The 13,867-nt window shown below is 67.7% G+C and carries 12 protein-coding genes; 4 read left to right on the top strand and 8 right to left on the bottom strand.

All coding sequences use genetic code 11. The annotated features are described in order from the left end of the window. Positions 1–40: 40 nt before the first annotated feature. From B3H47_RS03335 to B3H47_RS03320, 4 genes are all read right to left on the bottom strand, one after another. Complete coding sequence (locus B3H47_RS03335; protein ID WP_286986016.1) at positions 41–2,113, bottom strand: ribonuclease catalytic domain-containing protein; 2,073 nt, start codon at positions 2,111–2,113, stop codon at positions 41–43. Further along, positions 2,110–2,850, bottom strand: coding sequence for a 3-oxoacyl-ACP reductase FabG (gene fabG, locus B3H47_RS03330; RefSeq protein ID WP_013124038.1), 741 nt, complete (start codon positions 2,848–2,850; stop codon positions 2,110–2,112). The genes B3H47_RS03335 and fabG overlap by 4 nt, the downstream gene beginning before the upstream one ends. 12 nt (positions 2,851–2,862) lie before the next feature. Beyond that, positions 2,863–3,495 carry a YqiA/YcfP family alpha/beta fold hydrolase gene (locus B3H47_RS03325; RefSeq protein WP_286986015.1) on the bottom strand — a complete coding sequence of 211 codons (633 nt, stop codon included), beginning with the start codon at positions 3,493–3,495 and terminating at the stop codon, positions 2,863–2,865. Positions 3,496–3,561: 66 nt separating this feature from the next. Beyond that, positions 3,562–4,056, bottom strand: a complete 495-nt coding sequence (locus B3H47_RS03320) for a CBS domain-containing protein (protein WP_013124036.1) — start codon at positions 4,054–4,056, stop codon at positions 3,562–3,564. Between the two features lie 357 nt (positions 4,057–4,413). On the opposite strand from B3H47_RS03320, the gene B3H47_RS03315 reads away from it, so the two are divergent. After that, a complete protein-coding gene (locus tag B3H47_RS03315) occupies positions 4,414–5,187 on the top strand; it encodes an alpha/beta fold hydrolase (RefSeq protein WP_286986014.1) in 774 nt (257 codons plus the stop codon). Here B3H47_RS03315 and B3H47_RS03310 read toward each other — a convergent pair. Then, positions 5,103–5,480, bottom strand: a complete 378-nt coding sequence (locus B3H47_RS03310) for a DUF2917 domain-containing protein (protein ID WP_286986013.1) — start codon at positions 5,478–5,480, stop codon at positions 5,103–5,105. The genes B3H47_RS03315 and B3H47_RS03310 overlap by 85 nt on opposite strands. Before the next feature lie 139 nt (positions 5,481–5,619). Between B3H47_RS03310 and B3H47_RS03305 the strand changes: the two genes are divergently transcribed. Beyond that, positions 5,620–6,633: a LysR substrate-binding domain-containing protein gene (locus B3H47_RS03305; protein WP_286986012.1), complete on the top strand. Its 1,014-nt coding sequence runs from the start codon at positions 5,620–5,622 to the stop codon at positions 6,631–6,633. 27 nt (positions 6,634–6,660) lie between these two features. On the opposite strand, the gene B3H47_RS03300 is transcribed toward B3H47_RS03305, so the two are convergent. The 3 genes from B3H47_RS03300 to B3H47_RS03290 all read right to left on the bottom strand — a co-directional run bounded on the left by B3H47_RS03300 (position 6,661) and on the right by B3H47_RS03290 (position 10,516). Then, the gene (locus tag B3H47_RS03300; protein WP_276707715.1) at positions 6,661–7,593 is read right to left on the bottom strand and encodes a transcription factor jumonji JmjC domain-containing protein; all 933 of its coding nucleotides are present in this window, start codon (positions 7,591–7,593) and stop codon (positions 6,661–6,663) included. A gap of 104 nt (positions 7,594–7,697) precedes the next feature. Continuing rightward, positions 7,698–9,899 (bottom strand): FAD-dependent 5-carboxymethylaminomethyl-2-thiouridine(34) oxidoreductase MnmC, encoded by a 2,202-nt coding sequence (gene mnmC, locus B3H47_RS03295; protein ID WP_286986011.1) that lies wholly within the window; start codon positions 9,897–9,899, stop codon positions 7,698–7,700. Beyond that, positions 9,896–10,516 (bottom strand): 5-formyltetrahydrofolate cyclo-ligase, encoded by a 621-nt coding sequence (locus B3H47_RS03290; RefSeq protein WP_013106803.1) that lies wholly within the window; start codon positions 10,514–10,516, stop codon positions 9,896–9,898. Before B3H47_RS03290 ends, mnmC begins: the two co-directional genes overlap by 4 nt. A gap of 22 nt (positions 10,517–10,538) precedes the next feature. Here B3H47_RS03290 and B3H47_RS03285 point away from each other — a divergent pair, with 22 nt between their 5' ends. Continuing rightward, on the top strand, positions 10,539–12,638 hold the full coding sequence (locus B3H47_RS03285; protein WP_286728684.1) for a lytic transglycosylase domain-containing protein: 2,100 nt from the start codon (positions 10,539–10,541) through the stop codon (positions 12,636–12,638). A 143-nt stretch (positions 12,639–12,781) separates the two neighbouring features. Further along, positions 12,782–13,774 (top strand): complex I NDUFA9 subunit family protein, encoded by a 993-nt coding sequence (locus B3H47_RS03280; RefSeq protein WP_286728685.1) that lies wholly within the window; start codon positions 12,782–12,784, stop codon positions 13,772–13,774. The last annotated feature ends 93 nt before the right edge of the window (positions 13,775–13,867 follow it).

The raw sequence follows: 13,867 nt of genomic DNA, 5'->3' as shown, positions 1-13,867 counted from the left end.
GCGGGGCAGACCAGGCAGGACAGATCGGGCAGCGGCGATTTTACGAAGCCTGCTGCGCGGCGGGGGCGGCCGATTCGGCGTCGGGCTCATCGGTATCGACCGCCACGCTGATGGGCGCAGCCAGGGCGACGGCTTCGTCGCCCTCTTCGTCGTCCTCCTCGCTGACTTCAGCGCTGGCTTCGGTGTCCGTGGCCGCAACTAGCTGCGGGGCGTCGAGCTGGCTGAGCACGCGGCCAAAGACATCCAGGGTGATGAGATCGGTGCCGGTGATCTGCACCTGCACCCGCGTGTTGCGCGGCAGGTCTTGCGCGCCCACGGCAGTGAACACCAGCGGCAGGCCGTCCACACGCACCGCGCCTTCGCGCAGCACGCTGGCCTCAAACGTGTCGAGCCCTTGCTGGGCTAGATAGCGCAGCGTCCAGTAGCGTTCTAGCGCCGACTGGTGGGTGGCGTAGGCCTTGTAGGTGTCTTCGAACGATTCGACGATGGCGTACAGCAGCGGGTCGCGCGGCTTGAACGGCGCCTGCAGCAGCGCGGTCTTGCCGAAGCGGGCGCAGGCGATGAGCTGGCCCTGGTTGAGCAGATCGACATAGCGCCGCAGCGGCGAGGTGCACCAGGCGTATTGCGCCACGCCCAAGCCCTGGTGCGGCGCGGGTTTGAGGCCCATGCGGGTGCGCAGATTGGCGCCGAAACCGCTCTGGCTGCGGTAGATGCCGGGCATGCCCAGCTCGGCGAGCCAGCCGCCCCAGGTGGCGTTGGCCAGAATCATCAGCTCAGAAACGATGGTGTCGAGCGGCGCGCCGCGTCGGCGCGGCTCGATGCGAACCGTGGCGGCTTCGGCGCCGCGCTCCAGGCCGTCGATGCGGAAGGTGTAGTCCACGCCTCCTGCGCGCTCGGGTTTGCCGCGCACCTGTTCGCGCCCGCGCTTGAGTTGCTGCGCGAACGTCCACAGCCACGCCAGCTCTTTGGCGTGGGGGTAGCTTTGCGTGGCCGGGTCGGCCGTCAGGGCTTCCTCGGTGACCAGGGCGTCGAGCTGATCGTGGCGCAGATTGCTGGCCATGCGCACCTGCTCCACGCGGGTTTCGAATTCGGAAGCCTGGAGGTCGCTGCCGACGGTGCAGTACAGCGACAGCGCGGGGCACTCGCAGCCGGCTTGCAGGGTGAAGGTCTGCACCAGGGCGTCGGGCAGCATGGTGAACTTGTCGCCCGGCATATACACGGTGGACAGGCGGTTGCGCGCGAACTGCTCCCAGTCGGAATCGCGCGTCAGCGCCAGCGCCGGGGCGGCGATATGAATGCCCAGCCGTACCCGGCCATCGTCCAGCCATTGCAGCGAAAACGCATCGTCGATCTCGGTGGTGGCCGAGTCGTCGATGCTGAACGCCGCAGCGGCGGCCAGCGGCAGCGCTTCGTTGAACGACGGCATCGGCAGCGCCGGAAAGGCCGTGCCCTTGGGAAAGCGTTCCAGCAAAAAGCGCTGCATGTGAAACGCCCACGGCGAGGCGATGGCCCCGGCGTCGCGCAATAGGGTGAGCGCGCCATGCCCGGTCTGCTTGACCGCCAGCGCCACGGCCTTGAACTCCGGGCTGTTTTTGTCGGGCTTGAACAGGATTTGATAGAGCTTTTCCGCGATGGGCTGCGGGCAGCGGCCCGCGGCCAGTTCGGCGGCGAAGGCGTCGATCTGGCGCAGCTGTTCTTCCTTGCGGGCGATGGCCGCGAGCGCGGCCTGCACCTGCTGCGTGGGCGCCTTGCGGAACTGGCCGCCGCGCCCGCGCCGCTGGAAGTAATGCGGCGCGCCGAACAGCCGCAGCAGAATAGCCGCGCGTTGCCCGGCGCCCGGCGTGCCGCCGTAGTAGTCGGCCGCGACCTGATCGAAATGGAATTCGTCTTCCGGGGCGAATTCCCACAGCAGATCGAGGTCGATGCCTTCTTGCTGCGCCTGCGCCCAGTCCATGAGTTCGGCAGGCGCCGGTTTGTCGAAGCGCACCAGCGCCTGCGCCGCCTTGATTTTCTGCCGTTTGCCCGAATCGAGCTCGACCTGCAGACTGGCCTCGGCCTCGCTCATGATGCGACCGGCGTGGAACTTGCCACCATCCTCGAACAGCACATTCATAGAGTCATACCGCCGTCAACCTCGATGACCGCGCCGCTGATGTAGGAGGCTTCGCTACTGGCGAGAAAGGCATAGACGCTGGCGATTTCTTCCGCCTTCCCCAGGCGGCGTAGCGGCACGCGCTCGGCCATTTGCTCCATCACCTTGTCGGGAATGGTGGCGAGCATGGGCGTCTGGATGAAGCCGGGCGCCACCGCATTCACCCGCACGCCCTTGGGGCCGAGTTCGCGCGCCCAGGTCTTGGTCATGGCGATGATGCCGGCCTTGGTCGCGGCGTAATTGGTCTGGCCGAAGTTGCCGTACAGCCCCACCACGCTGGAGGCGCTGAGAATGGCGCCGCGGCCGCGTTCGATCATGTGCGGCGCGACGATCTGGGTGCAGCGGAACACCGCGCGCAGGTTCACGTCGATCACGGCGTCGAACTGCTCGTCGGTCATTTTCACCAGCCTCGCATCGCGGGTGATGCCCGCGTTGTTCACCAGGGTGTCGATTTTCCCGAACTGGGCGATGGCGGCGTCGACCAGCGCGGTGAACGCGGCGCGGTCGGACACATCGAGCGCCTGCGCCAGCACTTGCGCACCGCCGCGGCGCAACTCGTCTGCAACGGGGTCGAGGGTGGCCGGGTTGCGGTCGCATAGCACCAGGTGCGCGCCTTCGGCGGCGAATTTGCGCGCCGTGGCCAGGCCGATGCCTTGCGCCGCGCCGGTGATGAGGGCGATATGGTCTTGAAGTCGCATGAGGAGAGTCCTTTAAAAGTCGTTTGAAGCGGGGTTGAGGCACCACCGCAGAACCGGGTCGAGATGCTGCTGCGCGTAATCCGACAGCGCATGATCGCCGCCGGGCAGCACGCTGCACTTCGCGCCGCGATAGCGTGCGGCCATTTCGCGCCAGTCCAGCACCTCGTCTCCCTGTGCAATGATGACCAAGTAACGTTGCGGATCGGGGACGGGGGCGCGCAGATCGCCGACTTCCAACGCGTGGAGCTCATCCACATGCTGCGCGGTGAAGTCGAATTGCAGCGCCGGGTCGTGCCAGGCCGTCAGCGTGCCGATCTGCCCGCGCAGATCGCGCGCCGGATCGACCGCGGGGTTGAGCAGCGCCGCGCGGGCCTGCAGGGTGTGCGCCAGATACGTGGCATAAAACCCGCCGAGCGAACTGCCGATGAGGCAGAGATCGTCGCCGCGTATGTTGCCCAACAAATCGTGGCACAGCGTCATCGCCGCGCGCGGCGAGGGCGGAAGCTGCGGGCAAAGCCAGCGCAGCGGCGGCTGACCTTGGCGGGTGCGCTGCTGATTGATTTGCTCAACGCGCTGCGCTGTGACGCGCGCCTTGGCGGATTGCGGCGACGAACGAAAGCCGTGGAGATAGAGCAGGGTGGGCATGGGGGCGGATTCAGCGCGGCGCGAGCGGGCGCCGCCCCTGAATGCTACCCGCCCATAGACCGGGGTTCAGCTTCGCGCCGGAGTCGAGGCCGGCATGGGCGCCCCGGCCGTTTCGGGCTGGCCTTCGTCTTCCGGCCAGTCGCGGATGTAGGCCTTGAGCATCTGGTTCTCGAAATCTTGCTCGCGCACCACGGCCTGAGCTACGTCGTGAAAGGAAATCACGCCCAGCAGCGCATCGTCCTGCATCACCGGGATGTAGCGCACGCCGGCCTCCAGCATGGTGCGGCGCAGGGTGTCCAGCGTGGTTTCGGGGCCGCAGACTTCGTAATGCGTGTCCATGCGTTCGGCCACGATGTGATCGCCCAGCACGCCTTCGCCCTCGGCGACCGCGGCCATCACTTCCGAAAAAGTGAGCAGGCCGACGAGCTTGCCGTGCGCCATGACCACCAGCGAGCCGATGTCATGCTGGGCCATGGTCTGCACCGCCTGCAGCAGGCGGGCCTCGGGCGGTATGGTGAACAGCACATGACCTTTCACCCGCAGAATGTCGCTGACTTTCATGGCGTTCTCCTCTGTTTTTTCAGTAGGTGAAATATAGTCAGTCCATTGCGTACAGACCAGAGGTCATTCCCGCAGGTCTTGCGCTTGCTGGGCGCCCATTGGAGTCTGTCGGACTTGAGGATCGTGGGCTGCAAAATGGCGCTGCGGTGCTCTGTGCCAGCGGCTTTTTGCCCCATAGCAACGGCTATGGGGCGGCAAATCCGCCGTCACATGGCTTCCACATCGCCATTTTTCGCCATCCACGCCCCAAACCCGACAGACTCCCAGGGTTGGCTCGCCGACCCGCCCCCCGTGGGGGTCAAGGAAACTTGGGGCGGCCCGGCATTTCCTTGACAGCCCATTTTTGAACCAAACGCCATGTCCGCCCATCATCCCTCCTCCATTCCCCTCGTATTGCTGCACGGCGCGGGCGGCGACGCCAGCGTGTGGGCGGCGCAGACCGACTGGTTGACGGCGCGCGGCTGGCATTGCCTGGCGCTGGAGTTTCCCGCGCACGGCGCCACGCCCGCGCCGCCGCTGGCCCGCATCGAGAGCATGGCCGACTGGATCTGGTCGCAGCTCGACGCGCGTCAGATCGGCCCGGTGGTGCTGGCCGGTCACAGCATGGGCTCGCTGGTCGCGCTGCATGCCGCAGGCCAGCGCCCCGGTCAGCTCAGAGGGCTGGCGCTACTGGGCATTTCCTGGCCCATGCGGGTGTCGCGCAAGTTGCTGGTGCAGGCCGAGGAGGCGCCGCAAGAGGCCATCGACAACGTGGTGAAGTGGTCTTACGCCCAGGCGGAGCCGCTCACCCCCGCGCCGGGTTTTCAGTCGCCGCAAGCCTACCGCGAGCTATTGCTGCGGCAACAGGCCCATTGGGCCGAGGGCAGTCTGCTGGCCTCTGATCTCGCCGCCTGCGACCGCTATTCGGCGGGCGAGGCGGCGGCGCGCTCGTGGGGCGGGCCGACCCTGTTTTTGCTCGGCGAGCACGACCGCATGACGCCGCCCGCGCAGGCCGAAGACCTGCGCGCGGCGCTGCCGCGCCAGCGCACGGTGATGCTCGATTGCGGTCACAACCTCATGGCCGAAGCGCCGCACGCCGTGGCCCACGCGCTGGCTGACTGGATGGAGCGCGAACTCGGCATGGCGGTGTGAGGCGACGAGGCGACTCGGTCGCAGGCGCCCAAGCGCAGCCGCGCCGTGCCGCACCACACGGTGAGCACCACCCGGCCTGAGCCGCGTACCGTGTAGCCGTCGCCAGGGTGCAGAAACACGTCGTCCGGCTGGCCTTCTTCGGTGAGCCAGACGCGCACCGGGCCGGGCTGTGACGCCAGCGTCTGCGCCGACTCCAGTCGCACGCTTTGCCCTGCGGCGTTTCGCAGCGTCAGCGAATCGCCGGGCTGCAACAGGATCCAGTCGCGCTGGATGGACACTTCGGTCTGCGGCATGATGACCTCCCGTTAGTATGTCAAAAAAGCATGAAGATGAAGAGCGCCAAAGAGTTCTCGGTTCGCTCTCGGTCCTCATTTTGATTGAAGTCTAGGCGGCCGATCGGCCTGTAAAAAGCGCAAATACGGAAGGTTCATCATGCGAAAAATGGATGATGGCACGCAACATCAAGCCGCCCCTTCGGCCGTGCTGACGCCGCGCAGTCGTCAGGTCGATGCGGGCAATTTGCGCGGCTTCGAGGCGGCGGCGCGGCTGGGAAGTTTCACTGCCGCGGCCGATGCCCTGGCGCTGACGCAGTCTGCGCTCAGCCGTCAGATCCAGACCCTGGAAGTCAGCGTCGGCGTGCCGCTGTTCGTGCGCGAGGGGCCGCGCGTGCGCCTGTCACCCGCTGGCGAGCAGTTCGCGGTGGTGGTGCGGCAGGCGCTGCAGCAACTCGACGCCGCGGTGGAGGGGCTGCGCGCCAGCCAGGGGCGGCCGCGGGTGCGGATTACCACCTTTGCCTCGCTCGCCAGCCAGTGGCTCATTCCCCGGCTGGGAGAATTTCAGAGCGCCCATCCCGACATCGACATCGCCGTCGAAACCTTCGACAACCTCAGCGACCTGGAAACTGGCGGGTTGGACATCGCCATTCGCCGCCTGCGCGACGACAACCCCTTGGCCCGCGCGCCGCACACCACTTTTCTGTTCGGCGAACAAATCACTCCGGTGTGCAGCCCCGCGCTGGCGCAGACCGGCCGCGCGCCCGGCGCTCTGGACGATCTGCCCCGCTGCGTGTGGATCGACGATGTGCGCATCCACAGTGCGCCGCCCATCGCCCGCGCCAATCTGCAGGCGCTGTCGTGGGGCGGCTGGTATGCGGGGCTGGGCTTGCCGCAACCCGAGCCGCAGCGCTGGCTGCGGTTCAACTACACCTATCAGGTCATTCAGGCCGCGGTGGCCGGGCAGGGCGTGGCGATGGGGCAGATCGGCCTCATCCGCGATCTGCTGGCCGCAGGCACGCTGATCGCCCCGGTGGGCCGAAGGGTCGATGCCGGCTACGGCTACTACCTGGCGGTGCGTTCCGGCGCGCAGCAGCGCCCGGAAGTGGCAGCCATGCTGGACTGGCTGCAGCAGCAGTTCGAGGCGTGGCGGGCCATCGAGATCGGCGGCTGAGAGGACATGCAGGGGCGCAGTCTTGCGTCAATGTTCGGCGCGCTGCAGCGGGTGGCGCAGGCGCTGCAGGGCGTGCAAGGAAGCGGCTTTGGCGCCGTCCACCCAGGCGCTTTCACCCACGGGTTTGGGGTTTTGCAGGCCAATGCGGCGCAGGCGGGCGTTGAGTTGATGCGCGGCGGTGTGGCGGTCGGACTGCCGGGTGCGGAAGGTGAAGGCCAGCGAGACGGACAGGTTGGAATGCGTCCACACCCGATGCGGCGCGATGAAAGGGTGATGCAAACCCAGCCCGGGTCGCAGCGAGAAGTGCAGGGCGCGCTGCTCGAACTCCGGTTTGTAGGGCGGCCGCGTGCCCTCGTAGGCCAGCAGCCGGTCTTTCTGCGCCGGGCTCATGATGAGCGGGTCGGTCTGACTCCACAGATCGGCGGTCTTTTCGCCGCGAATCTGCAGCAGAAAATTCATCTCCCGATCCATGTGATACGGCGTGACGGCGCCTTGCGCCGAGATGAACACATAGGTCGAGTACCAGGTGATGTGCGGGTCGAGCGGGTGCGTGTGCGCGGTGATCTCCGCCAGCAAGCTCTCGATCTGCGGCCGGTATATCGCATCCTGCTCGGGGTTGCTGATGCAGATATAGCCGTGCAAGGGCTCGAAGTGCGTCAGCAAATGGTCGAGCGTCAGCTCCGTATCCGTGCGGACAAAAGAGGCATCGAAGTCGGCATCGGGCGCAATGTCGCCGCGGCGGAACGACACCTTGTTGGCCGGATGGCGGCGGGCCAGCTCGAACAAAGGTTCGATGTCGAACATCGGGTGCTGGTTCAGCCGATGCTGCAGCAGAAAAGGGTGGCGGTTGTAGTGGCTTTGCATTTGCGCCGGGTCGAACTGCAGCCAGCCTTCGCTGTCTTGTTGCCCGCGTTGCAGCAGGCGGGCGTACTGCTCGGCACTGACGAATTCGCCCAGCATGAAAGCCTCCCGGGAGTGGAGAGAGTGTTTTGTCGCACTTTACAAACGCACCGGGGCGTTGTCCATCCGGGGCGCCACGAGGGGGCTCTGGCTCAATCAGGCGGCTACGTTTGTGCGTGGCGCAGGCGCCGCAAGGCCGTGCGGGCGGGGTCGATGCTGTCGGCCAGGTCGGTTTCGAGGGGCAGCGGCGTGCCTTCGATCTGGGCCAGCAGGGTTTCGGCCAGCAGTGGGGCAAGGGTGAGGCCGCGCGAGCCCATGCCCGTGCACACGGCCAAGCCCGGCAGGCGGGGGAGTTCGTGCAATTGTTTGCCAGCGGCGCGCTGGGGGTTGGCCAGCAGCGGCGCGAGATCGGCGACGGGGCCGCAGTAGGGCAGACGGTCAGTGCTGGCTGCGCGCGTGCCGACAAAGTGGCGCAGCGCGGCAGTGTGTTCGGGCAGGGGCGGCGAGGCGGTGAGCGCGCTCAGGCCCGCGCGGTTGTGCGCCCAGGCTTGTTCGGGGGTGAGGGGCTGGTCTTCGGTTTCGAAGGTGGCGCCAATCAGCAGCCAGTCTTGCTCGCCAGACTCTTGCAGCAGGCGCGCCGCCGCGCGCGGCAGGCGCAGCACATAGCCGCTGCCCATCCACGGCTGCGCAAGCCCTTGCAGCGCGGGCCAGAGGTGGGCGGGCAGCGCCTGCGCCTGGCCGCGCAAGGGGTGCAGGGGCAGCCAGTCGGGGCTGGGGATCAGCCCGCTGGCGGCCAGCAGCGCCGGGGTTTGCACGGCAGCCGCGAGCACGATTTGCGGGGCGTGGGCCAGCGCTTGCCCGGCGGCGTCGAGCACGCGCCAGGTGCTGCCGTCGCGTTGGAGCCGGGCCGCCTGCGTGTTGCGGCGCAGGGTGATGCACGGGGAGTCGAGCCAAGCCGCGCACAGGGCCTGATTGGCGAGCACTGCGCTGTCCACCTGCCAGCCGGCTTCGGTCCATTGCGCCATTTCGGCGGGCAGGTGCACGCTCGAGCGCCAGTCTTGCATGCGCTTTTCGTCGGCGGCGTCAGTGGGGGTGAGGGTGGCCGGACCGAATTGCGCGAGATCGTGTCTCAAGAAAACGCCGGGCCGTCCCAAGTTTTCTTGCCCCCCTCGGGGGGCGGGCTGGGCGCAGCCCGGCCCTGGGGGCGCTGGTTCGGACGGCAGGGCGCGGCGCAATGCGGCCATGCCTGCGCGGGTGAGGCGCGAGAGCAGGTTGTCGTCTGCAGAGGGTTGCAGATGCGCCAGACCTGCGGGCATGGCCGAGCCGCCGCCCGCGGGGTGCGGGCCGGATTCGAGGACTTCGACCGTCCAGCCGCGCTGCGCCAAGGCATGGGCGCAGGCGGCGCCGCTCAAACCGGCGCCGATGACCACGGCATGCCGCGGCAGCGCTGCGGGCCAGGGTGCGGGCAGGGTGTGGCGGGTGCGCTTCCAGCGGGGGTTGAAGGTGGCTTGCAGGCGCTGCCGCTTGCCGCCCCAGCCGGGTTGCAGTTCGATGGTGAAACCGGCCTGCTCCAGTCCTTTTTGCACGGCATGCGCCACGGTGTAGCTGGCCGCGCGGGCGCCGGGCTTGACCAGGCGGGCGAGGGCGCGGAAGAGCTCGGGCGTCCACATGGCGGGGTTGCGCGCGGGCGCGAAGCCGTCGAGGTAGAGCGCGTCGGCGCCCAGCTTGAGTTTGGGCGCGAGTTCGGCGGCATCGCCAAAGGCCAGCAGCAGATGCACCCCGCCGCCGGACTGCTCCAAGGCGGGCAACTCCCCCTCCCAAGCTCCCCCACGAGGTGGGGGAGGCGTGGTTACTCCCTCTCCACTTGTGGGGAGGGTTGGGGTGGGGATGGGTTCCCCGGCGGGCAGCGCAGCCGGAGCGTGGGGGGCGTCCAGCCTGTTCGCATCAAGAAGGATGCGGTGCAGACCGCGTACCGGAGCGGGCCATTGCGCGGCCAGTTCCACGGCGAGCGCTTGCAATTCGGGCGGGGCATGGCGCAGCAGATCGGCGGCGCGCACCGGGTGCAGTTCTAGGCTGACGTAGTCGAGCCGGGCGCAGCGCTGCGGGTCGGTGCGCCACGCCGCCCAGGTGGCGAGAAAGTTCACCCCGAGACCGAAGCCGGTTTCCAGCACGGTGAACTGCTCGCGGCCCGCCCAGCGCGGCGGGGCGTCGAGCAGGCCGCAGCCCTGCAGGTAAACGCCGCGCGCCTGTCCGAGCGCGCCGGCGCGGCTGGCGTAGATGTCGCCGTAGCGCGGGCTGGACGCCTGGCCACTGGCGTCGGGGGCGACTTCGGCGTATTCCAGCAGCGGATCGACCTTGGGCTTCAATCGACCAGGGTGAGCGAGAGCGCGTCCAGGCCGTACAGGCCGTCTTCGGTCAGCACCAGGTCCATGAGCTGGTCGTGCGGCTGCATGTCGAGTTGGTGCAGCTCGCAGCAGGCATAGCTCAGGCCCACGGTGTAAACCTCTTCGCGCCCGGCCAGGTAGCGGTCGTAATAGCCGCCACCATAGCCCAGACGCAGCCCGACGTCGGCAAAGCCCACGCAGGGGACGAGCAGGGTGGTGGGGTTGAGCACGGCCTCGCCCGTGGGTTCGGCGATGCCGTAAGGGCCAGGACGCAGCGGCTCGCCCGGCGCCCAGGCGAAGAAGGTCATTTCCTTGGTGGCTTCTTTGACACGGGGCAGGGCGAGGGTGCATTCGGGGTGCGCCGCCAGCCATTGGGTGACGGCAGGCATGGGGTCGAACTCGCCGCGGGTGGCGCAGTAGGCGCCGAGGGTTTCGGGCTCCAGGGCGTCGAGCACCTGCAGCAGACGCTCGGTCAGCTCGGCATCGCGGCGTTCCAGGTCGGGCAGCGCCTGACGTTTGGCGATCAACTCGCGCCGCAGATTGGGGCGCAATTGCTGATCGGTCTCTGGGGACAATGGGTCGTACAGGGGCGGGTTCACGGTAAGCTGACGTCCTATGAGAATGAATCGGTTGTTGCCGCTTATTTTGCGCCGCTTCGTGCGTTGTTTCGGCGGGCTGGGTTTGAGTGTGCTCACACCGCTGGCGATGGCGCAGTCTGCGCCCATCGCCGCCCGTGCGGCGGCGCCCGCTGCGCAGGCCAGCGTGAGCGCGGCGCCGGTGGTCATGCCGGCCATGCCCGTCATTCCGGTCGATCAGGCGCAGTTGCTGCTGGCCGCGCAAAAGGCCTCGCAGCGCGGCGACCCGCAGCCCGCGCTCGATGCCCTGCGGCAACTCAAAGGCACGCTGCTCGAACCCTGGGTGGCTTACTGGGCGATCAAACCCACGCTCTCCGAAGCCACGCAGGCCGATTTCGACGCCTTCGCCCGCAACTACCCGCACACTTATGTGCTCGACCGTCTGCGCAACGACTGGCTGTTAGAGCTGGGCAAGCGCGAAGACTGGACCGATTTCAACCGCGTCTATCCGCACTTCATCATGCGCGACGACCCGCAGGTGCAGTGCTACGACCTGCAGAGCCAGTTCGTCACCCAACATGCCGACGTGACGGCGCAGGTGTTCAAGCTGTGGATGGATCAGCGCTATGGCGGCGTGGGCTGCAACAGTGCGGCCAGCGCGCTGCTGCAAGACGGCGCCATGCCGCGCGAGATGCTGTGGCAGCGTATGCGCCGGTTTTACGAAGACGGCCGCGCCAAGCAGGCGCGCGATCTGCTCGCGCCTTTTCTGCCGACCGGAAGCTGGCGCATTCTGGCGCAGACCGACTCCGACACAGTGCGCTACCTGCTCGATGTGGTGCGGCGGGGGCCGTCTGCGGCGATCGCCAACGCCGATCAGCGGCAATATCTGGTGCTGGCGCTGCTGAGCATGGCGCGGCAAGATCCAGGGCAGGCCGCACGCCTGCTGCAAGACAATTTCTCCGCGCTGCCCGCGCGAGACCGGGCTCAGATCTGGGGACGCATCGGTCTGTCGGCCGCGCTGGGTCTGCAGCCCGAAGCCGCCCGCTGGTATGCCCGAATGGGCCAGGCCGATCCGGCCTTTGTGCCTTCGACCACGGTGCTCGAATGGCAGGTGCGCGCCGCGCTGCGCGCGCAAGACTGGCCGCTGGTGCGCAGCGCCACGCGCACGCTGATCGATCAGGGCGACAAAGACCTGTCTTGGCGCTACTGGCACGCCCGCGCGCTCGAAAAACTCGGCCACCCGATCGAGGGCCGCGCGCTGCTGGCCGAGGTGGCGAATCCCTGGGATTTTTACGGCCAGCTCGCTACCGACGCGCTGGGCATGAAGGTCAGCCTGCCGGCTTCCCTGCCCCCGGCGCCTTTGTCGGTCGTTGCGCAGCAAGCGGCGCGGCCGGGGCTGCAGCGCTCGCTGGCCTTGTTCAGCATCGACCTGCGCAATGAGGCCGTGCGCGAATGGAATTTTTCGCTACGCGGGCTCGACAACCAGCAAATGCAGGGCGCAGCCGAACTGGCCTGCCAGCAACAGCTCTGGGATCGCTGCATCAACACCAGCGAACGGGTGACGGGCGGGGTGGACATCGCCCAGCGCTACGCCATGCCTTACCGTGAAGCCATCGCCAAAGCCTCTCAGGCCGAAGACGTGAACGAGGCTTTTCTCTACGGCCTGATCCGCCAGGAGTCGCGCTTTATCGCCAACATCAAGTCGTGGGTGGGCGCTTCGGGGCTGATGCAACTCATGCCGGCCACCGCCAAACTGGTGGCGCGCAAGATCGGCCTGACCGGTTACAGCCACGACCAGATCGCCGACGTGGGGGTGAATGTGCAACTCGGCAGCGCCTACCTCGGCGGGCTGCTGCAGCAGTTCGATGGCTCCGAGGCGCTGGCCGCCGCGGGCTACAACGCCGGGCCGGGGCGGCCGCTGCGCTGGCGCAATATGGGTCTGCCCGATCAGCCGCTGCTGCCCGGCGCCATCTTCGCCGAGAACATTCCCATTCCCGAAACCCGCGATTACGTCAAGCGCGTGCTGGCCAACGCCACGGTGTACGCCGCCATCCTCAGCGGCAAGCCGCAGTCGCTCAAGGCCAGACTGGGCGATGTGGGCTCGCCCGACGCCATGCTGGCGAGCAATCAGGGCAATCGGCCCTGAGTAATCCGCACTGAGCAGTCCGCACTGAGCGCCCCCACGTTTCCTTCAGAGGCAACATGGGGTGCCGGGGCTTGATGCGGCGCATTCCCCTTCCGGCGGGGTTCTGGCACACTTTGCCCTGTCGCGATCTTTCAGGAACTCTCATGCAGCAGCAGAACATTCTCGTCATCGGCGGCAGCGGTTTCATTGGCAGCCGCCTGGTCAACGCCCTGTCGCTGGCCAATCATTTCGTCACCGTGCCCACCCGCCGCCGTCAGCGCGCCCGTCATCTGGTGCAACTGCCGCTGGTCGATGTGGTCGAGACTGATGTGCATGATGACGCCAAGCTGGCCAAACTGGTGGCCGGGCGCGACGCCGTGGTCAACCTCGTGGGCATTCTGCAAGGCAGGCGCGGCCAGCCCTACGGGGCCGACTTCGCCCGCGCGCATGTCGATTTGCCGCGCCGCATCGCCGCCGCCTGTGCGCAGCAGGGCGTGCGCCGCGTGGTGCACATGAGCGCGCTCGGGGCCGATTCCAACGGGCCGTCGATGTATCTGCGCTCCAAGGGCGACGGCGAGGCGGCGCTCAAGGCGCAGGCCGGGATCGACCTCACTATTTTTCGGCCCTCGGTGGTGTTCGGCCCCGAAGACAACTTTCTCAATACCTTCGCCAAGTTGCAGCGGGTGTTTCCGGTCGTGCCGCTGGCCGGGGCGAAAACCCGTTTTGCCCCGGTGTACGTCGGCGACGTGGTCACGGCGTTTGCCAGCAGCCTCGTGGGCCCGCAGGCGGGTGAAACCCTCGGCCAGACTTACGAACTCTGCGGCCCGGGCACCTACACCTTGGCCGAACTGGTGCGGCTTTCCGGCCAGTGGGCGCGGGTGGGCGGCGGCAGAGGGCGCAGCATCATCCCCCTGCCCGACGCGCTGGGACGGCTGCAGGCGCTGATGATGGAACTCGCTCCGGGCGAGCCGGTGATGAGCCGTGACAACCTCGACTCGATGAAGGTCGACAGCGTGTGCAGCGGGGCCCTGCCCGGCTTCGCGCCGGAGCTCGGCGTGCCGCACCCCGAGTCTTTGGAGGCCATCGCCCCCACCTACCTCGACCCCAAGTATCAGGAGTCGGAATACGGGCCGATGCGGGCGACTGCGGGGCGCTGATTTTCCAAGGGCATCCACCATGCGCCGCCCGCATGGCGGCCATGCGAAAAAACGGTTTGGAAAGCGCGGGGTCGGGCGGGACAATGGCGGCCT

This window comes from Thiomonas sp. UBA7699 (genome assembly GCF_002482605.1).
In the GTDB taxonomy this organism is placed as follows: domain Bacteria; phylum Pseudomonadota; class Gammaproteobacteria; order Burkholderiales; family Burkholderiaceae_C; genus Thiomonas; species Thiomonas arsenitoxydans.
Note: the sequence above shows the minus strand (reverse complement) of the source record. Positions and strands in the feature narration are given on the sequence as shown.

Coding starts and splice junctions, on each gene's coding strand:
- B3H47_RS03285 (WP_286728684.1), top strand. CDS start 10,539: ATGAATCGGTTGTTGCCGCTTATTTTGCGCCGCTTCGTGCGTTGTTTC.
- B3H47_RS03280 (WP_286728685.1), top strand. CDS start 12,782: ATGCAGCAGCAGAACATTCTCGTCATCGGCGGCAGCGGTTTCATTGGC.
- B3H47_RS03300 (WP_276707715.1), bottom strand. CDS start 7,593: ATGCTGGGCGAATTCGTCAGTGCCGAGCAGTACGCCCGCCTGCTGCAA.
- fabG (WP_013124038.1), bottom strand. CDS start 2,850: ATGCGACTTCAAGACCATATCGCCCTCATCACCGGCGCGGCGCAAGGC.
- B3H47_RS03315 (WP_286986014.1), top strand. CDS start 4,414: ATGTCCGCCCATCATCCCTCCTCCATTCCCCTCGTATTGCTGCACGGC.
- B3H47_RS03325 (WP_286986015.1), bottom strand. CDS start 3,495: ATGCCCACCCTGCTCTATCTCCACGGCTTTCGTTCGTCGCCGCAATCC.
- B3H47_RS03320 (WP_013124036.1), bottom strand. CDS start 4,056: ATGAAAGTCAGCGACATTCTGCGGGTGAAAGGTCATGTGCTGTTCACC.
- B3H47_RS03310 (WP_286986013.1), bottom strand. CDS start 5,480: ATGCCGCAGACCGAAGTGTCCATCCAGCGCGACTGGATCCTGTTGCAG.
- B3H47_RS03335 (WP_286986016.1), bottom strand. CDS start 2,113: ATGAATGTGCTGTTCGAGGATGGTGGCAAGTTCCACGCCGGTCGCATC.
- B3H47_RS03305 (WP_286986012.1), top strand. CDS start 5,620: ATGCGAAAAATGGATGATGGCACGCAACATCAAGCCGCCCCTTCGGCC.